At 61.1% G+C, this 24955-nt stretch carries 22 protein-coding genes; 6 read left to right on the top strand and 16 right to left on the bottom strand.

Annotated features, from left to right (window positions below; translation table 11 throughout):
• Nucleotides 1–78 precede the first annotated feature (78 nt).
• The 7 genes from AABM52_RS16865 to AABM52_RS16835 form a co-directional block, all read right to left on the bottom strand.
• Nucleotides 79–741, bottom strand: coding sequence for a flavin reductase family protein (locus tag AABM52_RS16865; RefSeq protein ID WP_150723605.1), 663 nt, complete (start codon nt 739–741; stop codon nt 79–81).
• 12 nt (nt 742–753) lie between these two features.
• On the bottom strand, nt 754–2241 hold the full coding sequence (locus AABM52_RS16860; RefSeq protein WP_347906989.1) for an amidohydrolase family protein: 1488 nt from the start codon (nt 2239–2241) through the stop codon (nt 754–756).
• Nucleotides 2238–3434: an amidohydrolase family protein gene (locus AABM52_RS16855; RefSeq protein ID WP_347906987.1), complete on the bottom strand. Its 1197-nt coding sequence runs from the start codon at nt 3432–3434 to the stop codon at nt 2238–2240. Before AABM52_RS16855 ends, AABM52_RS16860 begins: the two co-directional genes overlap by 4 nt.
• Nucleotides 3435–3565: 131 nt before the next feature.
• Complete coding sequence (locus AABM52_RS16850; RefSeq protein WP_347906986.1) at nt 3566–4636, bottom strand: extracellular solute-binding protein; 1071 nt, start codon at nt 4634–4636, stop codon at nt 3566–3568.
• Nucleotides 4637–4652: 16 nt separating this feature from the next.
• Entirely contained in the window at nt 4653–5441 is a 789-nt protein-coding gene (locus AABM52_RS16845; RefSeq protein ID WP_057714357.1) for an ABC transporter permease, read from the bottom strand.
• Nucleotides 5438–6355, bottom strand: a complete 918-nt coding sequence (locus AABM52_RS16840; RefSeq protein ID WP_007995937.1) for an ABC transporter permease — start codon at nt 6353–6355, stop codon at nt 5438–5440. Before AABM52_RS16840 ends, AABM52_RS16845 begins: the two co-directional genes overlap by 4 nt.
• Nucleotide 6356: 1 nt before the next feature.
• Nucleotides 6357–7442 carry an ABC transporter ATP-binding protein gene (locus AABM52_RS16835; RefSeq protein WP_347906984.1) on the bottom strand — a complete coding sequence of 362 codons (1086 nt, stop codon included), beginning with the start codon at nt 7440–7442 and terminating at the stop codon, nt 6357–6359.
• Nucleotides 7443–7582: 140 nt separating this feature from the next.
• Here AABM52_RS16835 and AABM52_RS16830 point away from each other — a divergent pair, with 140 nt between their 5' ends.
• Nucleotides 7583–8272, top strand: coding sequence for a GntR family transcriptional regulator (locus AABM52_RS16830; RefSeq protein ID WP_007973313.1), 690 nt, complete (start codon nt 7583–7585; stop codon nt 8270–8272).
• A 177-nt stretch (nt 8273–8449) separates the two neighbouring features.
• Nucleotides 8450–10561, top strand: coding sequence for an ATP-binding protein (locus AABM52_RS16825; RefSeq protein WP_347906981.1), 2112 nt, complete (start codon nt 8450–8452; stop codon nt 10559–10561).
• Here AABM52_RS16825 and AABM52_RS16820 read toward each other — a convergent pair.
• The gene (locus tag AABM52_RS16820; RefSeq protein ID WP_347906980.1) at nt 10551–10727 is read right to left on the bottom strand and encodes a hypothetical protein; all 177 of its coding nucleotides are present in this window, start codon (nt 10725–10727) and stop codon (nt 10551–10553) included. The two genes, AABM52_RS16825 and AABM52_RS16820, sit on opposite strands and share 11 nt — an antisense overlap.
• Here AABM52_RS16820 and AABM52_RS16815 point away from each other — a divergent pair.
• Nucleotides 10726–10959 carry a hypothetical protein gene (locus tag AABM52_RS16815; protein WP_223514375.1) on the top strand — a complete coding sequence of 78 codons (234 nt, stop codon included), beginning with the start codon at nt 10726–10728 and terminating at the stop codon, nt 10957–10959. The two genes, AABM52_RS16820 and AABM52_RS16815, sit on opposite strands and share 2 nt — an antisense overlap.
• Nucleotides 10960–11141: 182 nt before the next feature.
• Here AABM52_RS16815 and AABM52_RS16810 read toward each other — a convergent pair whose 3' ends face one another.
• The 5 genes from AABM52_RS16810 to AABM52_RS16790 form a co-directional block, all read right to left on the bottom strand.
• A complete protein-coding gene (locus tag AABM52_RS16810) occupies nt 11142–12221 on the bottom strand; it encodes an SMP-30/gluconolactonase/LRE family protein (protein ID WP_347906978.1) in 1080 nt (359 codons plus the stop codon).
• Nucleotides 12218–13363, bottom strand: a complete 1146-nt coding sequence (locus tag AABM52_RS16805; RefSeq protein WP_347906976.1) for an SRPBCC family protein — start codon at nt 13361–13363, stop codon at nt 12218–12220. The genes AABM52_RS16810 and AABM52_RS16805 overlap by 4 nt, the downstream gene beginning before the upstream one ends.
• A 106-nt stretch (nt 13364–13469) precedes the next feature.
• The gene (locus AABM52_RS16800) at nt 13470–14333 is read right to left on the bottom strand and encodes a LysR family transcriptional regulator (protein WP_347906974.1); all 864 of its coding nucleotides are present in this window, start codon (nt 14331–14333) and stop codon (nt 13470–13472) included.
• A gap of 144 nt (nt 14334–14477) precedes the next feature.
• Nucleotides 14478–14792 carry an SCP2 sterol-binding domain-containing protein gene (locus AABM52_RS16795; RefSeq protein WP_007976511.1) on the bottom strand — a complete coding sequence of 105 codons (315 nt, stop codon included), beginning with the start codon at nt 14790–14792 and terminating at the stop codon, nt 14478–14480.
• A gap of 64 nt (nt 14793–14856) precedes the next feature.
• Nucleotides 14857–15567: a histidine phosphatase family protein gene (locus tag AABM52_RS16790; protein WP_347906972.1), complete on the bottom strand. Its 711-nt coding sequence runs from the start codon at nt 15565–15567 to the stop codon at nt 14857–14859.
• A 201-nt stretch (nt 15568–15768) separates the two neighbouring features.
• On the opposite strand from AABM52_RS16790, the gene sohB reads away from it, so the two are divergent.
• Together sohB and AABM52_RS16780 are read left to right on the top strand one after the other, a co-directional pair.
• The gene (gene sohB, locus AABM52_RS16785) at nt 15769–16791 is read left to right on the top strand and encodes a protease SohB (RefSeq protein ID WP_347906970.1); all 1023 of its coding nucleotides are present in this window, start codon (nt 15769–15771) and stop codon (nt 16789–16791) included.
• A 185-nt stretch (nt 16792–16976) separates the two neighbouring features.
• A complete protein-coding gene (locus AABM52_RS16780; RefSeq protein ID WP_347906967.1) occupies nt 16977–20864 on the top strand; it encodes a DUF6543 domain-containing protein in 3888 nt (1295 codons plus the stop codon).
• Nucleotides 20865–20916: 52 nt separating this feature from the next.
• Here AABM52_RS16780 and AABM52_RS16775 read toward each other — a convergent pair whose 3' ends face one another.
• Nucleotides 20917–21411, bottom strand: a complete 495-nt coding sequence (locus AABM52_RS16775) for a DUF934 domain-containing protein (RefSeq protein WP_150700630.1) — start codon at nt 21409–21411, stop codon at nt 20917–20919.
• On the bottom strand, nt 21395–23053 hold the full coding sequence (locus AABM52_RS16770; RefSeq protein WP_347906965.1) for a nitrite/sulfite reductase: 1659 nt from the start codon (nt 23051–23053) through the stop codon (nt 21395–21397). The genes AABM52_RS16775 and AABM52_RS16770 overlap by 17 nt, the downstream gene beginning before the upstream one ends.
• Before the next feature lie 523 nt (nt 23054–23576).
• Here AABM52_RS16770 and AABM52_RS16765 point away from each other — a divergent pair.
• Entirely contained in the window at nt 23577–24662 is a 1086-nt protein-coding gene (locus AABM52_RS16765) for an ABC transporter substrate-binding protein (protein WP_347906964.1), read from the top strand.
• 6 nt (nt 24663–24668) lie between these two features.
• Here AABM52_RS16765 and AABM52_RS16760 read toward each other — a convergent pair whose 3' ends face one another.
• Nucleotides 24669–24887 carry a DUF2970 domain-containing protein gene (locus AABM52_RS16760; protein ID WP_347906962.1) on the bottom strand — a complete coding sequence of 73 codons (219 nt, stop codon included), beginning with the start codon at nt 24885–24887 and terminating at the stop codon, nt 24669–24671.
• Between the last annotated feature and the right edge of the window lie 68 nt (nt 24888–24955).

Below are 24955 nucleotides of genomic sequence, written 5' to 3'. Positions count from 1 at the left end.
GGGGGCTGCTCCGCCGCCCAACGGGGGCAAGCCCCCTCGCCACAAAAGCAGCTCCCACAGGGTTTGTGTTGATGCCTGCTATTTGGCAATCGGCCAAAACCGCTCCCCACCCCCCGGCGCATCCGTCCAGGCCTGCAACGAGCGTGTCGGCAGGTCGAAGTAATCCCGCGTGCGTGCATAGCCATGCCCGCCCATGCGTCCAATCGCATCCAGCCCCAGCTGATCGATGTACAGGGTTTTCGGATCGATCAGTTCGTCACGCACATGGGCCATCAGCACTTCGCCGAAGATGATCTCCCTGGATTGGCCGATGGACAGGGCCATCATCCGTCGGCACTCCAGCGCCACCGGGGCTTCGCCGATGCGTGGGCATTTGACTGTGGTGCCGGGGATGGCGGTGAGGCCGGCGGCGGTCAGTTCGTCGAAACCGGGGGCGAAGGGCACGGCGCAGACGTTCATGGCTTCCACCAGGGCGTCGCTGACGATGTTCACGGTGAATTCCTGGTTGAGCTGAATGTTGCGGGTGGTGTCCTTGGGGCTTTGGTCGCCGTAGTTTTCCACGCCCAGGGCGAGGATGGGCGGGTCGGCGGACAGCGCATTGAAGAAGCTGAACGGCGCCGCGTTGATCCGGCCTTCGCCGTCGACGGTGGTGACCAGGGCAATCGGTCGTGGCACGACGCTGCCGATCAGAATCTTGTATTTGTCCCGTGGGCTCAATGTGCTGAAGTCGAAGCTTTGCATGGGCAGGAATCTCTAGAGAAGTGGATCAATCGCGCTCAGTGGCGCGTGGGCGCTGTAGTCGTCGGCGAACGGGATGGCTGGCTGGAACAGGCTTTTCCAGTCCGGTTGGCCGAAGGCCCGGTCGCTGTGGCTGCGCATCAGTTTTTCGAATTGGCGTTGGGCCTGGCGTTGCAGGGCGGGGTAGTCGACGCCCTCGACCTGGCCGTCCTGCATTACGCAGCGGCCGTCGATATAGCTGGCGATGCAGTCGTCGCCACGCCCGGCCAGGACGAGATTTTTCAGCGGATCGAACAGTGGTCCCAGGTGCATTCCGCGCAGGTTGAACACCGTGATGTCGGCCTTGCAGCCCGGCGCGAGGCGACCGATATCGTCGCGCCCCAGTGCCTTGGCGCCGCCAAGGGTCGCGGCGTTGTACATATCCAGCGTGCTGGTCAGCTCGTTACCGCCCTCCATAAGGCGAGCGATGTTCAAGCCCTGGCGCATGTTGTCCAGCAAGTCCGCCGGCCAGGTGTCGGTGCCCAGGGCGAAGTTGATGCCCTTGGCCCGATAGCGGCCAAACGAATTCAGCGCCTCGCCGTCCCGGGCAAACACCACCGGGCAATGCACCAGGCTGGCGCCGCCATCCACCAGCCGTTGCAGGTCGTCATCGCCTCGGGTGTAGATACCGTGGGGCAGCAGGCTGCGCGGTGTCAAAAGCCCAAGCTGCTGCAGCCAGCCCAGTGGCGAGGTGCCGCGCAGTTGTTCGACCATCGCCACTTCGCCGAGGCCCTGGCAGCAGTGCAGGCGCATCGGTGCGTTCAGTTCCCGGCTCAGTGTGGCGGTGCGTTGCAGCAGCGCCGGGGTGCAGGTCTGGATGCGATCGGGCAGCAGCGCGCCGCGAATCAGGCCGTTGTTCACGCCATCGAAATCCCGGAAAAACCATTCGGCAGCATCGAGGCCGGCCATACCCCGGGCTTCGTCCCAGTGGTGCGCCAGGGTTCCATCGGCCTGCCAGTAACTCATGCCGCTCATGTAGCAGGGGCCGAGGTAGGTGCGCAGCCCCAGCTCGGCCGCCACACCTGCCACCGCCGCAAATTCGTTGTAGGTCTCGGCCCACTCGCGGTAGTACATCGAGGTGATCGGCATGGCCGTGGTGATGCCGTTGCGGATCAGTTGGGTGAAGGCGTAGCGGTATTTGAAGACTTCTTCTTCGGGGTTGTAGCTTTCCCGCGATCCACGCGCCAGATACTCTGCCGACCACATCCGGCCCATGTCGCGCTCGTCGCCGTTGTCGAGGGTCAGCACCGTGGAGTCGAGATCGCCGAGGGCATCCAGATCGATAAAACCGGGGCCGATCAGCGCGTTGCCGTAATCGATCCATTGATCCACCGGCCCCGGATAACCGCGCCCGACAAACTCGATGCGCGAGCTTTCGAACACCACTTCGCCGTCGCGCCACAGCACATGCCGGGTGCCGTCGAAGCCGACCACGCAGCTGGCCCGCAAGCCGATGCGCTTCACAGACGGCTTTCCAGCAAGTGGCCACCCGCAGCAATCAATTGACCCGCGCGATAGACCTGACGCAACGGCCGCGAAACCACCGCTTCACCCAGTGTTTGTACTGGCATCAGCAGAAAATCCGCCGGCTGGCCGATTTCCAGGCGGGTGGCTTGGCAACCCAGCGCCTGGGCGCCGTTGACGGTTGCCGCCTCGAACGCCGCCGCCAGTTCTTCGTCCTTGTTCAAATCGAAACGGAACGCCAGCAGCATCGCCCGTTCGAGCATGTCGCCGTTGCCCATGGGCGACCAGGCATCACGAATGCCGTCGGAGCCCAGGCACACATTCACACCGGTTTCGCGCAAGGCCAGGAACGGCGGCACCGCACAATCGGCCGGGGCCGAGCTCATCAGCGAAATACCCAGTGCCGCCAAGCGCTCGGCCACCGGTTTGACCTGGCTCCACGGCAACATCCCCAGGCAATACGCGTGGCTGATCATCACCTGGCCCTGGCGGTTGAAACGCTCGGTGTAGTCGGCGATCAGGGCGATCTGCCACAGGCCCAGCTCACCCTTGTCGTGCAGGTGAATGTCGACGCCCCGGTCGAACTCGCTGGCCAGTTTGAACACGAAATCCAGTTGTGCGATGGGGTCGTTGTCGATACCGCACGGGTCCAGACCACCGACGTTCTCCACGCCGAGGGCCATGGCTTCGCGCATCAGTTCGGCGGTACCGGGGCGGCTGATCAAGCCAGTTTGCGGGAACACCACCAGTTGCAGGTCGATCAGGTCACGGTAGTTTTCACGCAGTTGCTGCATGACCTCGACATGCCGCAGGCCGAATTCAGGATCGATGTCGACGTGGCAGCGCATGGTCAGCGAGCCGCGGGCGATGCAGTTTTCCAGCAGGGCGCCAGCCCGTTGCGCAATGGGGGTGGTGACTTCGCGCAGGATGCGCCGTTCGTTGGCGATGTAGTCCTTGAGGGTCGGGCCGGCGCTATTGGGGCGCCAGGGTTGGCCCCAGAGGGTTTTGTCCAGATGCACGTGGCTTTCCACCAGGGCGGGGGTAAGCAACTGGTTCTGGCCGTCGATGTCGGTGGCGAGCAGCTCGGTGGTCGAGGCCGGGCGGCGTTGGCTGAAGCGACCGTTTTCGATCAGCAGGTCTTCGGCGGTTGAGCCGTAGGGGCGCACGTTGCGTAGCCAGCGGGGTTGGGTCATACAAACCTCAAATTCAGTGTTGTGTGAGAGGGCCTCATCGCGAGCAGGCTCGCTCCTACAGTGGATCTTCGGCGTTCACAAAATCCCTGTGGGAGCGAGCCTGCTCGCGAAGGCCGCGACTCGGTCTCGGATCAGCCCTTGAGCTTGGCCCAAATGCGGTCCTGCAGCTCCCGCGCCTTGTTGCTGCATTCCTTTTCCGGGCGCAGGCGTGAGGCGAATTCGTCGGGCATGTTGATGGCGTCCATCACCCGCCACTTGGCGTCGATCAGCTTGTCGCTCTGGATGCCGTTGTCGTAGGCGATGGCGTTGGACACGGCGGCGGCGTTTTCCGGTTTCATCATCCAGTCGATGAAAATCTTCGCGTTGCCAGGGTGCGGCGCGCTTTTCGGCACGGCGAAGTTGTCCTGGAACATCGCCAGGCCTTCCTTCGGATACACGTATTTGATGGTGCTCTTCTGCAAGGTGGCCCGCGCTGTAGAACCGTTCCAGTTCTGCATCATGATCACTTCACCGGAGGCCATGCGGTCGACGGTGTTGTCCGAGCTGTACATCTTCAGGAAGGGCTTCTGTTTTTGCAGCAGTTCGAGGATGCGCTTGGCGTCCTGGGGGTTTTCGCTGCATTCGTCGACATTCAGGTAATGGCTGGCGGCGTTGATCACGCTGCTGGAGGTGTCGAGGGCGGCGAGTTGGCCTTGCAGTTCCTTGCGCGGCTCGAAGAACTCTTTCCACGAGTCGTCGAGCTTGCCGCCGGGCACTCGGGCGCTGTCATAGGAGAACCCGGTGGTGCCCCACAGGTACGGTGCCGAGAACTTGCGCCCCGGGTCGAAGCTCGGGTCGCGGAACGCCGGTTTGACGTACTGGAAGTTGGGCAGGGCCGAGGCGTCGATTTCCAGCAGCAGGTCCTGGTTGATCAGGGTGCGCATGATCGATTGCGACGGCACGATCACGTCATACGCGGCACCGCCGGCCTGCAGCTTGGCCAGCAGGGTTTCGTTGCTGTCGTAGCCATCCATGGTGACCTTGATCCCGGTCTCCTTTTCGAACTTGGCCAAAAGCTCGACCGGGTAGTAGTCGGTCCAGTTGTAGAAGAACAGCTCCTTGGGCTCGGCAGCTTGGGCGAACGCGGTGAAGCAACTCAAGGCCAGACCGGCAACGGCGAAACTGGCAGCAGCGAAACGGGTGCTTTTCACTTTCTTGCTCATATGGAAGTCTCCAGGCTTATTGTTGTTTGCCGCGCTGTCCCAGCCAGAAGGCCAGCACCACCAGCACGATGGAAATCACCAGCATCAGGGTCGAAATCGCGTTGATTTCCGGCGTCACCCCGGCCTTGATCGCCGAGAAGATGTACACCGGCAGGGTCGTCGAGCCGGGCCCGGCGACAAAGAAGGTCATGATGAAATCGTCGAGGCTGACCACGAACGCCAGCACCGAGCCGGACAGCACCGCCGGCCACAGCAGCGGCAAGGTCACCCGGCGAAACACCTGCCAGGGGTTGGCGTACAGGTCGTTCGCCGCTTCCAGCAGGCTCTTGTCCAGGTCGTTGAGCCGCGCGCGGATCGGCAGGTAGGCGAAGGGGATGCAGAAGCCGATGTGGGCGACGATCACTGTCAGCAGACCGAGCTTGATCCCCAGTGCCATGAACAGCAGCAGGGTGGCCACGGCGGTGACGATCTCCGGCAGGATCAGCGGCAGGTTGATTCCGCCCTCGACCATCTTCTGCCCGTAGAACGGACGGTACGTCGCCAGCGCCGCGAGCAGGGCAATCGCCGTGGCGCAGACCGTGGCGATGCTGGCGACGATGATCGAGTTCAGCGCAGCAGTCTGGATCGACGGGTTGGCCAGGATTCGTCCATACCAGTCGAACGAGAACTCGGTCCACACCGTCGCCGAGCGGTTGGCGTTGAAGCTGTAGGCGATCAGCACGAATATCGGCAGGTACAGATAGGCCAGCATCAACAGGCTGACTTCACGGGTCAGGGGCAGTTTTTTCAGGTGCAGGGCGATCATGCTTGGGCTCCCCGACGTAGGGTCTTGGCGGCATTGCGGCTATAGAGGGCGTAGAGCACCAGGGACAGCAACATGATCCCCAGCAACAGGAACGACAGCGAACTGCCCAACGGCCAGTTGCGCGCGGTGCCGAACTGCTGCTGGATCAGGTTGCCGATCATCAGCGTCTTGCCGCCGCCGAGGATTGCCGGGGTAATGAAGGCGCCCAGGCTCGGCACGAACACCAGCAAGGCACCGGCGATCACACCCGGCATCGAGAGTGGCAGGATGATCCGGCGCAATGCGTGCCAGCGGTTGGCGCCCAGGTCGTAAGCGGCTTCCACCAGGCGCCAGTCGAGTTTTTCCAGGGTCGAATAGATCGGCAGGATCATGAACGGCAGGAAGCTGTAGACCAGGCCGACGCTGACCGCGAAGTCGTTGTAGAGCAGGGTGATGCCACCGGCCTGGGGAAACAGCGCATTGAGGCTTTGGGCGACCCAGCCGTGTTCACGCAGGATGATCAGCCACGCGTAGTTGCGGATCAGCAGGTTGGTCCAGAACGGGATGGTGATCAGCAATACCATCAGGTTGCGCCGGCGCGGTGTCAGACTCGACATCCACAGCGCCACCGGGAAGCCGAACAGGAAGCACAGGACCGTGGTGCCACCGGCCTGGAACACCGAACGCAGCAACGCCTGGGCGTAGACCCAGTTCAGTTCCAGTTCGCCGTCGAAACCTTCCTGGAAAAACAGCTGCACGTAACTTTGCAATTGCCAGTTTGCCTGCCAGTCGACGCCACCGTAGACGTTGCGCGGCAACAGGCTGATGTAGCCCATGATGCCCAGCGGAATGGCGATCAGGGCCAGCAGGGTCAGAACCACTGGGCTGAGCAACAGCGCGCGGTTGAGGGCCGGGGAAGTGCTGCTGACGCTCATCTCAGGCCTCCATCAACAGGCAGGCGTGGGGCGGCAGGTTGACCGCGACGCGATCGCCCACCACCCGCCCGTGGTTCAGGCCTTCGTTGTTCTCGCGCAGCATGACCTTGATGTCGTTGTTCAGGCGGCATTGATAGAGCGTGGCCGTGCCGACATACAGCACAGCCTCGATCACACCGCGCAGGTGATGCGGCTGCGTCGGCTCCACCAGTTGCGAGCGCTCGGGACGGAACGCCAGTTGCACCTTGCTGCCGTCAAAGCCCTGGGCCGGGCAGGGGATTTCCACGGGCATGCCGTTGGGCACGAAGAGCTTTTCGTTCTGCTGGCCGCGCTTGAGGTGGCCGGGAAGGAAGTTGATGTCGCCGATGAACTGCGCGACGAACTGGTGTTGCGGACGCTCGTAGATTTCGTTGGGCGAGCCGATTTGCAGGATCTTGCCGGCGGACATCACGGCGATGCGGTCGGACAGGGTCAGGGCTTCTTCCTGATCGTGGGTGACAAAAATGAAGGTGATCCCGGCTTCTTTCTGCACGCGCTTGAGTTCGACCTGCATTTCCTTGCGCAGCTTGAGGTCCAGGGCCGACAGCGGTTCGTCCAGCAACAGCACTTTGGGTTTTGGCGCCAAGGCCCGGGCCAGAGCCACCCGTTGCTGTTGGCCGCCGGACAGTTCGGCCGGTTTGCGCCTGGCCAGGTGCTGCATTTGCACCAGCGCCAGCATCTCGTCGACACGCTGCGGAATCAGTTTGCGATCAAGACCCTGCATCTCGAGGCCGAAGGCGATATTCTGCGCAACACTCATGTGCGGAAACAGCGCGTAACTCTGGAACACCGTGTTGACCCGACGCTTGAACGGCGGCAAATCGTTGACCGGCTCGCCCGCAAGGCGGATCTCACCTTCGCTGACGTGCTCGAAGCCGGCGATGGTGCGCAGCAAGGTTGTTTTGCCGCAGCCGGAGGGGCCGAGCAGGGTAAAGAATTCGTTGTCGGCAATGTCGACCGAGACGTTGTCCAGGGCTGGCGCCAGTCCCGGATCGTCGGAATAGCGCTTTGAGACGTTTCGCACTTCGATTGCTGTTGGATGACCCATTATGGTGCATTCCTCTAATTATTGTATGCAAATTCTGGATGCAATTTAGAAATACCTGGATTAATCTGCCCGTGCAAGCCCCTTTTTCAATGGCTGTTCATTCGCCAGGGTTGGTTGCACAGGGCGCAAGGAGTTGATGAATGACGGAAAAGAAACTGGAAACCACGGTCGACCGCGTCTACCAAGGGGTTTACGAGGCGATCAGCAAACGCTCGTTGCGTCCGGGCATGAAACTCGGCGAAGCCTCTTTGGCCGAGCTGTTCAATGTCAGCCGCACGTCTGTCCGGGCCGCGCTCAAGCAATTGGAGGCCGACGGACTGGTCACCACCGAGCCCAATAAAGGTGCGTCGGTGTCGTTGCCGAGTGACGAAGAGATCCGTTCGCTGTTCGAAACCCGGCGTCTGGTCGAGATCGGTATCGTCAGCGAACTGTGCCGTCGGCGTGATACGGCGGTGACCCAGGACCTGCGCGATCATTTGCTGCTGGAAGATGAAGCGCATCAGAGCGGTGATCACGAACGACTGATTCACCTGCTCGGTGAGTTCCACATCAAACTGGCCCGCAGCCTCAACAACCCGGTGCTGCTGGACTGGTTCCAGAAGCTGATTTCCCGGGCGTCGCTGTATGCCGCCGCACTGGATGACGACAGCCACGAGGCCTGCCGCGACGACGAACACCTGCGGCTGATCGAATACATCGAAGCGGGCAACCAGAGCGCGGCCATCGAGCTGACGTGCATGCATTTGAATGGCATCGAGAAGGCCATTCTCGACGTCGCGGCCACGCTGAAAAGCAGTTACAACCCGCTAAAGCACTTGATCGAGGTGTAGTTTCCCCGGGTAAACTTTGTGGCGAGGGAGCTTGCTCCCTCGCCACATTTTTAACCCCGTACCTCTGAGGCCTTCTCATTACAGTGGCCCGCCAGAATCAGCTATACCTCTATGAAACGAATAGCGTGCAGGATGCTCGAAACAAACGGGTGCAACTTACCGGAATAGAGCCAGCCGATGCAGTTTCTAGAGGATAGCCACGGGTGCTCCGGGTGGAACGGCGAAATGGCCGGGCGCATTCGCGCGTTCGACTGGAGCCTGACCGAACTTGGTCCGCTCGATTCCTGGTCCAGGAGCCTGAGCAGCGCGGTGCAGTTGATGCTCGCGTCCCCGCTGCCGATGGTGATGCTCTGGGGCCAGTCCGGGTACATGATCTATAACGACGCTTACTCCAAGTTTGCCGGTGGGCGTCATCCATATCTGCTCGGCTCCTCTGTAGAACTGGGTTGGCCGGAAGTCGCCGAATTCAATCGCCATGTGGTCGACACCTGCCTGGCGGGCGGCACCTTGTCCTATCGCAACAAAGAGCTGGTGCTGCTGCGTGACGGGGTTCCGGAAGATGTCTGGATGGACCTCTATTACAGCCCGGTGGCTGATGATGACGGGCGCCCGGCCGGGGTCATGTCCATGGTGGTGGAAACCACGGAGCGGGTGATCTCCGAGCAACGGCGACAAGTGGCTGAAGACGCCTACCGCGCCGACAACGAACGGGTACGCCTGGCGCTGAACGCCGGCGCCTTGCTCGGTTCCTTTGTCTGGGATATCAAGGCCAACGTGCTGTCGGGTGACGAGCGCTACGCCCGCACGTTCTCTTATCCACCCGGGCAAGACCTGCAAAACCTGTCTCAGGAAATTGCTGAAAGCCGGATCCATCCGGATGACCGCAGTTGGGTTCAGGAGCGGGTCAGACTGTCGGTAGAGACGGGCGAGCCCTACAACGTCGAATACCGGATCCAGCGGCCTGACGGCAGCTACCTCTGGGTACTCGCCAGTGGTTGTTGCGAGTTCAATGAGCAGGGCGAGGCGTTTCGTTTCCCCGGCGTGTTGATCGATATTCACGAACGCAAGAACGCCGAAGAGTCCCTGCTCAAGTTCACCCGTAACCTGGAACAGCGGGTGGCCGATGAGGTCGAGGCGCGGCTGGCGGCGGAAGAACAACTGCGCCAGTCACAGAAACTCGAAGCCATCGGCGGCCTCACCGGCGGTGTGGCCCATGACTTCAACAACCTGCTGCAAGTGATCGCCGGCAACCTGCACCTGCTGGCGCGCCATGAGCCGGGCAACGCCAATGTGCAGCGCCGGGTCTCGGCGTCGATCGCCGCCGTCGAGCGCGGTGCCAAGCTGTCCTCGCAATTGCTTGCATTCGCCCGTCGCCAACCGTTGTCGCCCGCGGTCTTCACGTTGCGGCAGATTTTCGATGGCCTGGCGGAGCTGTTGTTGCGTGCCCTGGGTGAAACCCTTCAGGTTCGCATGACGGCCCCCGAAGACTCCTGGAATGTGTTTGTCGATCGCAATCAACTGGAAAACGCCATTCTCAATCTGGCGATCAATGCCCGTGACGCCCTTCAAGGCGAGGGCAGGATTGACCTTTGCGCGGAAAACATCGTCCTCGACAGCAGATTTTGCGCTGCAAAGGGCATTGCCCCCGGGGACTATGTGCGGGTGTCCGTGACGGATACCGGCGTCGGCATGCCGCCGCAGGTGCTGGCCCAGGCGTTCGAGCCGTTCTTCACCACCAAGGCCGACGGGCAGGGCACCGGCTTGGGCCTGAGCATGGTGTTTGGCTTCGTCAAGCAGAGTGGCGGTCATATCGAAATCGCCAGCGAGGTAGGGCGAGGGACCCGGGTGCAGTTGTACTTCCCGCGCACCTTGCGCGCGGCACCCAGCGAAACGCCGGGCCCTGATGTGCCACAACGGGGCGGGCACGAACGGATCCTGGTGGTCGAGGACAATGAGGCCGTGCGGGTGGCGGCGGTGGAGTTGTTGCGCGAAGAGGGCTATCAGGTCCTCACGGCCACCAACGGTGACGTCGCCATGCAAATGTTGCTGGAAGGGCTGCCGGTGGACCTGATATTCACTGACGTGGTCATGCCCGGCCTGATCAAGAGTTCGGACCTCGCGGCCTGGGCGAAAGTGCAGGAGCCACCGGTGGCCGTGCTGTTCACTTCGGGGCATACCCGCGACATCATCTCGCGCAATCACCAGCTCAGCTCCGACACCCACCTGCTGAGCAAACCCTACAATCCCGAAGCGCTCAGGCAGATGGTGCGCATGGTGCTCAACGGCTGAATCCGCTGGTGCAGGCAAAGGTTTTAGCGCCTGTGGGACCGGACGACGAACGGGCACCGCTGGTCTGACAGGTGGTCGACAGAACGGGCGAACCGAGGCCATTCTGATAGTTGGTGAACGCAATTGATCGCGTTTCGCTGCCGATCAACAAACGGAGGTGTTCCATGCCGGTGCCCCATGACCTTTATCAGGATCTGAAACGCTCAAAGGAAGAAGTCCAGCAGAAACGCACCAAGGATCCGTTACTGGATTCACTGCTTAACAAGTATTCCCAGGCGGATGCCGAAGTGGTGAAAGCAGAGGAGGCCAAGTCCAACGATGACACCGTAAGGAAACTCAAGGAGGCTCGCCTGCTGGTCAAGGACAAGATCGTCAAGCAACTTGGCGCGTCGTCCTGACCCAGCGTGCTGCCACCGACGATCGGTGGCGGGAAAGTTGGAACGGCAACCAGAACCGGCACCTCGAATGTTCAGGGACCGCTGTTACGGCTCTCAACGAGGTGCCTCATGACCCAGCCCGAATATCCCGGTGAACTGAACGCTGTCCCTGTGGGAGCGTTGAGTTCAGACAGGTGTACTGCTCATTGCAACGCCTTGCTTAACGGCAATCGCACCATGTTCTGCGCTTTCAGCGAACCGAAATACAACCAGTCCCCATACTCGCGCACGGTGGTGATCGGTGAGTAGTTGTCGCTGCTGCCGTCCTGCAGGTTGGAAATCACTTTGCCATCAAGGTCCAGGCCCAGGGCAAATCCGCGTTTTGCCACGGGCTTGGGCAAGACGGTCATGGCCCGCACGATCATCTTGCGCACGAACGGATGTGCGGCCGTGCCATCGAGCAAGGCGTTTCGGGGGGCATACAGGGCCACCCAGAACCGGTCGTGACCATTGAACGACAGGTTGTCCGGCAGCCCCGGCAGGTTGTCGATGAACAGGTCGTGGGTGCCGGCCTTCGGACCGCTGAGCCAATACCGGCTGATGCGGTAGGCCCCGGTTTCATTGACCAGGACATAGGCATCGTCCGGTCCCAGGGTCACGCCGTTGGCAAATTCCAGCTTGTCCAGCACAACGGAGGTTTTGCCGGTCTGGAAGTCGTAGCGCAGCAGTCGACCGTCGCCGCCGTGTTCGATCACGGCCTCACCGTCGTGGCCATAGCCGAAGCGGCTCGAAGCATCGCTGAAATAAGCGTAGTGACCGGGTTTATCGATGGCCACGTCGTCGGTAAAACCGAAGGGAACGCCGTCGGCCTCCGTGGTCAAGGCCACCAGACGCCCTTGGGCGTCGAGGGACAACAAGCCTTTGACGGCATCGGCGATCACCAGCAGGCCATTGGGATGCCGGGCCAGGCCCAGTGGCCGGCCACCGGTATCGGTCAGGATTTTGGTGGTCTTGCCGTCCAGGCTTGTGCGGATCAGGCGACCGTCGTGCAGGCCGGTGATGAGCGTGTCATTTTCCAGTAACAAGGCTTCCGGTCCATCAATGTTGGCGGCACCCACGCGTTCCACTTCCTTGAGCCGCTGATTGTCGGCGTAGATTCCGCTGGTGAGGGACGGCGCAGGTTGTGGCGTCCAGGCCACCGGTCGCACTTTGGTCGGCATCAGCAACAGGAAGGCGCCGATAACGACGATGACCAGCAACAGACATTTGAATATTCTGCTCACGCGCCGACCCCCGTCGCGGCCAGATACTTCTGCGCCATGTCGCGCAACGCCAGCATAGACGCCGCCGATTCCCGATCGATGCGCCGCTTGAGCATCAACCGGTTGGCAATCCGCATTGCCAGGCCGCTGAATTGATACTCCAGGGTGCGGACGAAGCGTGTGTCCTGGCCTGTGGCTTCGCATTCATAGGTCACTACCAGCGACAGGCCGTGATCACCCCGGGCCTCGGCGCTCCAGCGCCGCCCGGGCAGATACTCCGCCACCTCCCAGCGCAAGTGGCCGTCGCGCCCGCCGGCACGGATGTCTTCCTCGAAACGTGCGCCGGCATGCAGCGGACCTTTTGGCCCATCGATGCGCAGCGACGACGGATGCCATTGCGGCCAAAGGCTCACGGTGCTGGCGTAGGCAAGTACCTGGACCGGGTTTCCGGCAATGACAATCTGATGCTGCATGCGGGTCATGGGCGTTCTCGTCGGGTTGAGCGGCGCAGGTTCCGGCTCCCAATAGAGGGTGCCGAACAGGTAGTCCATCAGCGGGAAAACGATGTTGAAATTACGCTCCTGCATCAGTTCGCGGCGGTGATGCAGTTCGTGCAGCCGGCGCATCTGGCGGATCCACGGCAGCCGTGTGAGCGGGTTACGCGGCGGCAGGTGCTCGCAGGCATGAAACACTTCGTAAGTCAGGTAACCGAGGACAAGAAGGCCGCCGACCAATCCGGCGACATTGGTATTGATGTGCTTGAGCAGCCACCAGAGGGGCAGGGCGACGACGAGGGTGTGCAGCACGATCAGCCACGCCGGAAACAGGATCACCCGCCAGTCGCGGGCGCTGTCGTAGGTCATGTGGCCGGGGGTGAAAAAGCTGTGGTGGTCGACTGCGTGACGAGCATAGAACAGCCGGGCGAAGCTCTTTTTTTGATGTCCCAGGTGGCGATGCACCATGTACACGCCGAGGTTGAACAACAGCAGCGTGACGGGCACCGCCAGCCATTGCGCTGGCCGCACCTGATGTACGTTGCTCCAGAAAGCGCTGATCGCTACCACCCCGAACACCAGGACAAACGCGCCGTGCAGCCAGGGGTTGTAGAGCGGATGGATGTCGGCGCGGTAACGGCTGCGGAATCCTTCGGTGGTCTGCCTCACTGCAATCACCTGTCGTTTTTGTTATCCCTTTCAGATTAGCCGATCCCGGTGATTTGACGGACCGAACCTTGAGGACACAACGGCCATGATCCGGTGCAAACCGGTCTCAGGTCAGCGGATCCCAGCGCTGTGACCAGTCTTCGTCGGAGTCGATGACCTTGCGCAGCAGGTCGAAGGCGTTTTGCAGCGTCGGCGAGTCACGATCGCGCGAGTAGACCAGATAGGTCGGGTAGTTGAATTCCGGCGCCTTGGGCACCCGTTCCAAAGCGCCGCTTTGCAGATAACTCTGTACAACGCGGGTGCGGAAGTAGCCACTGCCGCCGTTTTCAAGAAGGTACTGCAAGCCCAGTGGGCCGAGATTGAAACTCAGCGCAGCCTTGGCTTTTTCCGGCAGGGCGGCGTCGTGCTGGCGCCGGAAATCAGCGCCCCAATCGATGTACACATAAGGATCGGGCTTGTCGGCCTGGCGCACGAGAATCAGTTTTTCTTCGAGAATCTGCTCGACTTGCAAACGCGGCCAATACTCGGGCTGATACACCAGCGCGGCGTCCAGAACACCCAGTTCCAGTTGCCGCAGCAGGTTTTCGCCGTCGCGGATTTCCATGCGCAGGGCGTGGCTGGGGATGTTCTTGCGGATTTCACCGGCCCAGCCGAGCATCAGCGGGTTGCACAGGCTCACCTCACCGCCGATGTGCAGCACATTGCGATACCCCTCGGGCAACGGCAAGTCACGCCGCGCGGCTTCCCAGGTTTGCACCAGTTGATTGGCGTACACCACGAACGCTTCGCCGTTGGGCGTCAGGCGGGCACCGGCACGATTGCGCACGAACAGGGTGCTGCCCAGATGGCTCTCGAGTTTTTGCACCCGCGCGGTGATCGCGGTCTGGGTGACATGGAGTTTTTCCGCGGCGGCAGCCAGGCTGCCATGGCGAACGATTTCGAGGAAGGTGCGGGCGAGGTCGATGTCCATGGGGTGGCCGGTGTGGGAGGTTCAGGCATTGTAAGCCCCCTTGCCACAAGGTTCAGCGGCGGGCAGGCAAAAACGACGAATCCCGCCACTAAGGGCGGGATTCGTTTGCAGCAGGCACGCTCCCGAAGATCGGGAGCCGGGTGCTTACGACGGGAACAGTTCGGACAGTTTCATCGCCAGCATCATGTCGCCTTCAGCGCGCAGTTTGCCGCCCATGAACGCTTGCATGCCGTCAGTCGAACCGTCGACGATGCCTTCCAGGGTTTCGCCGTCCATCACCAGGGTCACCTGGGCGTCCGGGTTCTCGCCTTCCTGCAGTTCGCAGGTGCTGTTCTTGACGATCAGCGAGAAGTTCTTGGTGTCGTCGATGCGGAAACCGAAGACCAGGTCCAGACCGGCAGCAGCGGCTGGGTTGAACTTGGCTTTCATTGCTTGTACGGCATCAGCTACGGAGGTCATGGTTCGATCCTTTCTTGGGTAATAAGAGCTGGGTGATTACAGCCAGGGTCACAATAGTCCGGACTCAGCGAAACGTGATGAGTTCCGGGGCCTTCAACAGTTGCAGGTGGGCATGACTGTTGAAGGAAGCCAGGGACACCTCGCGACCACGAAACTTAAGCTGGTTGAGCGAGGTGTTGACGATTTGCCAGTTCAATTCAAAGGCCTGCCGGGCAGGTATTTGCGTAATCAGGTGGAGCAGGGCGGTGATGGTGCCGCCGGAGGTGAACACGGCGATTTTCTGGGTGTTGTCGGCCTGGTCGAGGATGCGATGCAAGCCGGCCTGGACCCGCTCGACAAACCCCAGCCAGCTTTCCAGACCCGGTGTGTCATAGGTGCCGGCCAGCCAGCGCTCGATGATCAGGGCGAAGATACGCTGGAACTCACCACGGTTTTGCGCGGCGTTGCGCAGGATGTCCAGGGCTTCGGGTTCGTCGGGCAACATGGCCGGCAACAGCGCGCGGATCACCGCGTCGGCGTCGAACTCGTTGAAGGCTGAGTCGGTTTCCAGCAGCGGCACCGGCAAGCCCGCCGCGGCGAATTGCTCCAGCGCGCTGTTGGCCGTGTGCTGCTGGCGGCGCAGGTCGCCGGCCAGGCAGCGGTCGAAGCTGATCCCCAGTTCGGCCAGGTGACGGCCAAGGATTTCAGCCTGACGAATACCGGTCGGCGACAGGACGTCGTAGTCGTCCGCACCAAAGGAGGCCTGGCCATGTCGAATCAAATAGATGCTGCCCACGTCCGCGTCTTCCCGGTACGTTGAAGGTTTGGCGAGGTTATGAGGATGACGGTGTGCTGTCAATGAAAAAACATACGCTTGTTTGAAATGCATGTTACAGGCCTGTTGCCAGAGGTTTCACGGCTGGTCGCAAGGTCGGCGCATGGGTATGCTGGAGGTATCCCGCGCGCGTTCAAGCCGCGCATCGTTTGAGGAGTCCCTGTGGAGTTTTTTTCCGAGTACGCCATTTTTCTGGCCAAGACCGTGACCCTGGTGATCGCCATTCTGGTGGTCCTGGCCAGTTTTGCGGCTTTGCGCAGCAAGGGGCGGCGCAAGTCGTCGGGCCAGTTGCAGGTCAGCAAACTCAATGATTTCTACAAAGGGCTGCGCGAACGCCTGGAGCAGACCTTGCTCGACAAGGACCAGCTCAAGGCCCTGCGCAAGACCCAGGCTAAAACCGACAAGAAACAGAAGAAAAAACCCGAGGCCAAGCCCCGGGTGTTCGTGCTGGATTTCAACGGGGACATCAAGGCTTCGGCCACCGAAAGCCTGCGCCACGAAATCACCGCCTTGCTGACCCTGGCCACACCGAAGGACGAAGTGGTGCTGCGCCTGGAAAGCGGCGGTGGCATGGTTCACAGCTACGGCCTGGCCTCCTCGCAACTGGCGCGTATCCGTGAGGCCGGCGTGCCCTTGACCGTGTGCATCGACAAGGTCGCGGCCAGCGGTGGCTACATGATGGCGTGCATCGGCCAGAAGATCATCAGTGCACCGTTCGCGATTCTCGGCTCGATTGGCGTGGTGGCGCAGTTGCCCAACGTCAACCGCCTGCTGAAAAAGCACGACATCGACTTCGAAGTGCTGACAGCCGGTGAATACAAACGCACCCTGACCGTGTTTGGCGAAAACACCGAGAAGGGCCGGGAGAAGTTCCAGCAAGACCTGGACATCACCCATCAACTGTTCAAGAACTTCGTGTCGCGCTATCGCCCGCAACTGGCGATCGATGAAGTGGCCACCGGTGAAATCTGGCTCGGTGTCGCGGCGCTGGAAAAACAACTGGTCGACGAACTCAAGACCAGCGATGAATACCTCGCCGAGCGGGCCAGCAAGTCCGAGCTCTATCACTTGCATTACGCCGAACGCAAAAGCCTGCCGGAACGTATCGGCATGGCCGCCAGCGGCTCGGTCGATCGCGTGCTGCTGAGCTGGTGGAGCCGTTTGACCCAGCAGCGTTTCTGGTAACGGACCAGGAGCTACAACAAAACATCCAGCCGGGGCATTTGCCCCGGTTTTTTTGCCTGCGAATGCCTGTCCGATGTCCTCCATGGCCCGGCGAAATCTCTGTAGGCAACAGGCGACCCTTCCTGCTTTCGGCAAGGCAGCGGCTGGTTATGTTGGTGTTCCGGAATAATTGCCATGGAACGCACATGAACGACCATTGGACACCGCTTGATACCGAACATCTGCCGCTGCGCGAAACACTGAAGTCTGTGGTGAGCGCGGCTTTGCCGCAGTCTCCCGAGCAGTTCGCTGCACAGTTGATCAAGGAAAAGTGGGGGCAAGACATCGACCCGCAAAACGCCCTGTTGGTCACCCTGGATTACCGCTACCGCGGGCACCCGCCGCAGGACGGTATCGAGCAAGGCCAGGTGGCGAACTCGCAAACCCTGGTGCAGGCGTTGCTGGCGAACTACCAGGCCGTCGGCGACGGGCGTTTTGCCGAAAGCCTGTTGGGCTTGTTCACACCGCCCGATGTCGGCCCGACCATTCGTATCGTGGAACATGTCGATGAGTTCGCCGACCACGGCAATGGCAACCACCATACCTACGAAGGCATCTATCGCCAGACCAGCCCCCAGGTGTATGGGCCGGCAACGCAAATTGCCCTGAAACCGGCGGCGTTCAAACAGTGGGTTTGGGATCTGGATTTGCAAACCCGCTATCAGGCTTACCTTGATAACGCCTGGCCCTCCGATAAGCGAATCCTCCAGATGGCGCCCTTTGACCTGAGAACCTCGGCCAAGGCCGCCTTTATCATGAGCGCCTGCCTGCAACATCAGGAGGGCAGCTTGAGTCAGGAAGGCCTGGCCCTGGCCATGCAGGCCGCCGGTTTGCCAGCGGAGCAGGCCTGGAGTGCGTTGACCATCGATCAGGTGCAGGCGTCCACTCGCGTCAGCGCGCCGATCGAGGTCGGGCGGCTGACGATCTATCGCTACACCTCGGACGATATCTGGTGTTACCGCCACCGCCGCAGCGGCCGGGTCTTGTTGAATATTCCCGGCAACTCCTCACCCTTGCATGAATTCGCCGACTGGCCGCACCTGCGCCGATGGATCGTGGCCCAAGGCCGGGTTGCCGCCACGCGGCAAACGTTGGTCGCGCATTTTGCCGAGGACGATCGTGAAGACGGCACTTTCCATGCGGGCGTTTCGACGGCGTTGGAAGGCATGGCGGCCTACCCGAAGGAACACTGGCTGACAAAGAACGCGGGGTTCTTCAACAACGACGGTTTCTGGGACCCGCAGGACTACATCGACCTTGAGCGTGCACCAACCGACACCGACCCGTTCGCGCAACTGGTACTGACCATGAAGCAGGCTTCCATGGCCAGCGTCAAAACCATCCGCGACGATGCCCAGGTCAATCGCGACAACCTGAGCGCGGTGGTTGAGCCGCTCGTGCAGTGGATCAACCGGCTGGGGCCTTTGGCATTGTTCATTCCGGGAGGTGAGGGTGTCCTGGTGCTGGCCGGGCTGATCGACGCCGGTTACGGCCTCGATCAGGCCGTCAACGGTAAAACACCGGGGCAGCGCTCCGAGGGCGTGACGCGCACGGTGTTCGGCTTGCTCAATGCGCTCCCCCTGGTCGGGGCGGTGGCGACACTCAAGGGCGAAGAGAAAATCGCCGGAACGCTGCACGAGCCGGGGGAGCCAGGGAGCGAGCCGCATCCCGAAACGCCGATCGATCCCATACCCGGATCGGTTTCGGCACCGGTGTCGACACGCGTGGAGCTGATGCGAGGCGTTTGCGCACCGCGTGCGGCCTTCAGTGATGAGGTATTGGCGCAAATCGCACGGATCAGCGCGGTCGACGACGATATGTTGCGCCTGATGCAGGCCGGCCGCGCGCCAACTCCGGCGCTTGCCGACACCATCACTCGCTTCAAGCTCGATCAGGAACTCGAAGCCGTCACCGATCCGCAAGCACGGGCCGGATTGTTCAACGCCCGCTATCAAGCGCTCCAACACTCGGACCAGGATTGGATTCGCCTGTTTCAGCGCGAGTACCAGGGTTTGCCGAAAAGTGCCGTGGAGCAGATCCTCGATCGTTCCGGGGTCGACATAGATCGGCCCGTCGATGCTGACGAGGCGCTGCAACTGTTCAAGCGCCTCGACAACAAGGCACGCGAGTATCAGCAGCATGTACGACTCAACCGGGCCTACGAGGGCCTGTACTTGCGTTCGGTCAGCCATCGCGACTCCGATGTCCTGGCGTTGCATTCCCTGCGCCGTCTGCCCGGTTGGCCGAGAGGCTTGCGCATCGAAGTGCTCGACGGGTCGATCAGTGGCCGGGTCCTGGACCGCTGCGGCCCGCTTGATTCCGCGGATTGCCGGCGCTTGATCAAGGTCGGTGATCGCTATCGGTATACGACGATGGCGGCTACCGACAGTGAAGGTTCGGATCTGTTTGCCGCGCTGGTGGACCTGTTGTCAGGGGAGGAACGCACGGCGATGTCGCTAGGCTCGCCCGACGCGGCCGGCCAGTTGCGCCTGCGCATCGGCGGGCACGCCTTGTCTCGCTCCGAGCTGATACCCGGCTTGAATCGAATGGATTCGCGGTTGCCCTTTGAAACCGGGGGATTGCGCGGTGGCGGCTTTCCGAACACGCCACAGGCTGCTGCGCTGAGTCACGAAATCATGCGTTTGCAGGTCAAGGATCTGTATCCGCAATTCACCGATGCCCAGGTGGATGAGTTACTCCTGACGGCAGGTGAGCGGGCGCAGGCGCTGTTGGATCGCCTGACGCTCGAAGCGCAGCAGTTGCATGCCGATCTGCGTCATTGGGTCGACCAGTCCGTGCTGGATGTCGATGACATGGATGTGGATTTTCTGGCCGTGGACGATGATGACGCCGCGGGCATGAATCCTCAGCAGGTGGCGGCGCACAATGTCGAACTGCTGCAAACCGTGATCGACTGCGAGCGTGAAGCGCGAAATGAACTGGGCGACGAGTTGATGAGCATCTGGCAAAAATGCCCGCCCCAGAGTAATCGAGTCATGTCCGGCGAGGTCTTGCGCGGTTACAGGCTGGACCTGGGGTACGAGGATTACCATCGCTTGCCGACAATGAACGTTCGCTTCAATGAAGTCGTCGAGCTATCGATGCAGGGCCTGCACCTTGTCGAACGCGAAAGCCTGAACGCTTTTCTCGAAAGTTTCCCCAATCTGCACTCTTTGAACCTGGAGCGCATGGATCTGCGTCGGCTCAATGCAGACAATGTGCTGGAGGGGGTATTGCCTCCACCGGTTCGGCAAATGCCCCGACTCACAACGCTCAATCTTAGGTCCACCTTTTTTCAGCTTAAGGAGAGCACGGCTTCGCAGTTTTGTGATCTGGTGGGCTTGCAAACGCTGGACCTGAGTGACAACCCGTTGACTGTCCCGCCCGTGGTATTGGGGATGGCCGAGTTGCGTGTGTTGAACCTGAGAAACACCGGGATCAGCCGTTGCCCGATTGGCATCGCCGATCAGCCGTACCTCACCTCGCTCGACTTGCGAGGCAACCGGATCAGCAGGGTTCCCTACGCGATCCTGATTCAGGCGGTGTCCCGGGACCGGGTGAAACTGTGGGGTAATCCGCTGACGGATGAAGAGACGTTGTTGCGCCTGGTCGATCATCGCGAACGCACCGGTATCAATCTGTGGCTGAGTGAGCCGGGTGCCGATTACGGCAGTGCTACGCGCTGGCTGCATGAGGGTGATGAAAGCGTGCGCCTGACGCGGCAACAGATCTGGCAACGATTGGCCGTCAAGCCATCGGGCAGTACGTTGCTGCGGATCATGGACGGATTGAGCCTGACCGCAGATTTCCAGGTCGGCTATGTGTCGCTGCAGGCACGTGTGTGGCGCTTGCTGCAGGAAGCGGATGCGTCGGAAGAGTTGTGGGGCTGGTTGCGGCAGTGTGTCGAAACTCGGACGGGTGACGCGCAGAATCCGTTCCGGTTGTTCGTGGTGCTGGAGGATCGAGTCCGGCTGTACCGCGATTGGGTCGCCTTGGGGCGGCCGATGCCGCTGGCCGATTATCCGCTGTTTTAGCGGGGAGGGTGAAAACGCCTTGAACCCTGGGCCGGGGTTCAAGGCGTGACGGTCAGCGACGACGGAACAGCGGCAGCGGTTCGTCGGTTGCGGCCTGGTAGGTCACCGAGAAGTCCTTGAGACCTTCAAGGGCTTCATACGGATCTTTGTCGGGGCGCACAGCAAACGCGTCGAAACCACAGCGATGCATGTAGAACAGCTGGTCACGCAGCACGTCGCCAATGGCCCGCAATTCGCCCTTGAAACCGTAACGGTCACGCAGCAGGCGGGCGTTGGAGTAGTTGCGGCCGTCGGTGAATGCCGGGAAGTTCAGGGCAATGACCTGGAAACTCGCCACGTCTTCACCGATTTCCTCGGCTTCTTCATCGGCGTCCAGCCAGATGCCCAGGCCGCCGTCGCGGGCCAGGAGCATGCGACTGTGTTCGCGCCACAACTGCAACGGAACGATGTAGTCGTCGCAGTTGGTGATTTCGTCGATGCTGAAATCCTTGGGCAGCAGGTGCCAGGTCTCGTCGACGACCTCGTTGTTCTTAATGATTCGCTGCATAGACACGCTCCTTGAAGAGGTCGATACCAATACGCTGATAGGTGTCGATGAAGCGTTCGTCTTCGGTACGTTGTTCGATGTACACGTCGATCAGCTTTTCGATCACGTCAGGCATGGCTTCCTGGGCAAAGGACGGGCCGAGGATCTTGCCCAGGCTGGCGTCACGGCTGGCGCTGCCGCCGAGGGAAACCTGATAGAACTCTTCGCCTTTCTTGTCCACCCCCAGGATGCCGATGTGGCCGACGTGGTGGTGACCACAGGCGTTCATGCAGCCGGAGATATTCAGGTCCAGTTCGCCGATGTCGAACAGGTAGTCCAGGTCGTCGAAACGGCGCTGGATCGATTCGGCGATCGGGATCGACTTGGCGTTGGCCAGGGAGCAGAAATCGCCGCCCGGGCAGCAGATGATGTCGGTCAGCAGGCCGATGTTCGGTGTGGCGAAGCCTTGCTCGCGCAACTCGCCCCACATGGCGAACAGCTTGTCCTGCTCGACGTCGGCCAGGATGATGTTCTGCTCGTGGGAGGTGCGCAGTTGACCGAAGCTGTAGCGGTCGGCCAGGTCGGCCACGGCGTCGAGCTGTTTGTCGGTGATGTCGCCCGGTGCAACGCCGGTCGGTTTCAGGGACAAGGTCACGGCCACATAACCCGGCTTCTTGTGGGCCAGGGTGTTGCGCACGCGCCAGCGGGCGAAGCCCGGGTGCTGCTGGTCGAGCTCGGCCAGTGCGGCGGCCTGGTTTTCCAGGGCCTTGTAGTCGGGGTCGACGAAGTGCTTGGCGACGCGCTGCACTTCGGCTTCGGTCAGCGTGGTCTGGCCACCGCGCAGGTGCTCCATTTCCGCATCGACTTTCTGTGCGAAGACTTCAGGCGTCAGCGCCTTGACCAGGATCTTGATCCGCGCCTTGTACTTGTTGTCGCGACGGCCATAGCGGTTGTAGACCCGCAGGATGGCGTCGAGGTAGCTCAACAGGTCTTGCCACGGCAGGAATTCATTGATGAATGCACCCACCACCGGTGTACGGCCCAGGCCGCCGCCGACCAGCACACGGAAGCCCAGTTCGCCGGCGGCGTTGTGCACCGGCTCAAGGCCGATGTCATGGACTTCGATGGCGGCACGGTCGGAAGTCGAACCGTTGACAGCGATCTTGAATTTGCGCGGCAGGTAGGCGAATTCCGGGTGGAACGTGGTCCACTGGCGGACGATCTCGCACCATGGGCGCGGGTCGATCAGTTCGTCGGCAGCGACGCCGGCAAACTGGTCGGTGGTGACGTTGCGCAGGCAGTTGCCGCTGGTCTGGATCGCGTGCATCTGCACGGTGGCCAGTTCAGCGAGAATGTCCGGAATGTCTTCCACGGCCGGCCAGTTGAACTGCACGTTCTGCCGGGTACTGATGTGGGCGTAGCCCTTGTCGTAGTCGCGGGCAATCTTGGCCATCATGCGGATCTGACGCGAAGTCAGTTGGCCGTAAGGCACCGCCACTCGCAACATCGGCGCGAATCGCTGGATATAAAGGCCATTTTGCAGGCGCAGGGGGCGGAATTCTTCTTCGCTCAGCTCGCCTGCCAGATAGCGTCGGGTCTGATCACGGAACTGCTTGACGCGGTCCTCGATGATCCGCTGATCGTATTCGTCGTATACGTACATATAAGTCCTGTTCTCAGGCTTGGGCCGGTCGGAAACAGCGGCGTTTTTTGGCTTGCTGGCGTCCGATAAAACCTCGGCAATTCTGCGCGCACGGCCGCGCACTCCCTACGGAGCCGGGGCACGATACCAGTTTGCAGTTATGCGTAAAAGTGATGTTTGAGCATATGTAAAGAACCAAATCGCCTAATGAGAATCGTTGTTGCAAAGACCCTGTTTGTGATGCGGGCAATCGTCGTCTTTACTCTGCTCGAGTCTTTATGCAATCACCGATAAAACCGACAAGAGGCGATGCAATGAGCAACCCAACCAAAGCACGGAAAAGCGATAGCACCGTTGATGCATGGGCAATTTTGTTCCTGATTATTCTGGTCGTGGGGACGGCGGTATTCTGGGTCAGTCATCAGTAAGCGACACCGTCCGGGCCCGGTTCCGACGATTGTCTGACAAAAACCGGAAAAATCGCCGTTTTACGGACGTTCGCTGGCTATAATGCGCGGCGAATTTCCGGGGGTTCGGACGACTAATGTTGAAGTTTCTGTGTGGCGTATTGCTGACGCTGGGCATGGTCTTGGGACCCTGTGCCCAGGCGGCGTCAGTGCTGTTCCTGAACCCGGGAACCCCCACGGAAGCTTTTTGGGTGAGTTATTCCCAGTTCATGCAGGCCGCGGCGACCGACCTGGGGATGGACTTGCGCATCCAGTATTCCGACCGCGTTTCCGAAAACACCCTCCGCCAGGCTCGCGAAGCCCTGCAGGGCCACCATCGTCCCGACTACCTGGTCTTCGTCAACGAGCAATACATCGCCCCCGAAATCCTGCGGCTGGCCAAGGGCAGTGGGGTAAAGCTGTTCATGGTCAACAACGCCCTGACCCCGGATCAGATGAAGCTGGTCGAAGCCCGGCCTGACAAATATCCCGATTTGCTCGGCAGCCTGGTGCCCAACGACGAGGAGGGCGGCTACCTGATGCTCAAGGAGTTGATCCGACAGCACGGCCCGGTGGCCCCCGGCCAGACCATCGAGCTACTGGCCTTTTCCGGTCTGAAGATCACTCCGTCCGCGCAATTTCGCGAGAAGGGCATGCGGCGTGCCTTGGCCGAGCACCCCGAAGTGCGTTTGCGCCAGTTGGTGTACGGCGGCTGGACCCGGCAACGTGCCTGTGAGCAGGCCAGGTTGCTGTTCAAGCGCTATCCGCAGACGTCGCTGGTCTGGGCCGCCAATGATGAAATGGTGTTCGGCGTGATGCAGGCGTATGTCGAGGCAGGAGGTGTGCCAGGCAAGGGCGTGCTGTTCGGCGCGATCAACAATTCGCCCGCCGCGTTGCAGGCGCTGCTGGACCGTCGTCTGAGTGTCTTGCTGGGCGGGCACTTCAGCCTCGGTGGCTGGGCACTGGTGCAATTGCATGACTACGATGAAGGCGTGGACATCAGCCAGTACGGTGGCCGTGACCGCCAGATTCCGTTGTTGCAGCTGATCGATCGGACCCAGGCCAAGCGGCTGCTGGCAATGGGCACCGCGCAGGACTTCGGCGTGGATTTCCACAAACTCTCGGCCAAGGGGCGTCCCGCGACCTGGCGATACCCGTTCACCCTGCAAACCCTGATGCACTGACTTGCATCAAACACCGGCCAGCAGCAGCACCAGCTTGACGATGCCGAACAACGTCAATGCAAACACCGCCGTGAACACAATCCCCAGAATCACGAAATGACTCGGCTTGCCGTGAGTGAAATCACGGGCCCGGTTTTTCCCGCTCTGCACCCCGAACGCCGCCGCCATGACGCTGTGCAGCATTTGCCAGAAGGTTGGCGGTTTGTTGTCGGCCGGATCGTCCATAAATCCCTCGCCTGATGGTTGGTCCCCACAGCATAGCCAATCTGCCGATTCGTGCCGTGGTTGCCTGA

Source organism: Pseudomonas grandcourensis, assembly GCF_039909015.1.
In the GTDB taxonomy this organism is placed as follows: domain Bacteria; phylum Pseudomonadota; class Gammaproteobacteria; order Pseudomonadales; family Pseudomonadaceae; genus Aquipseudomonas; species Aquipseudomonas grandcourensis.
The sequence above is the reverse complement of the archived record's forward strand: the minus strand, read 5'-3'. Positions and strand labels throughout refer to the sequence as shown.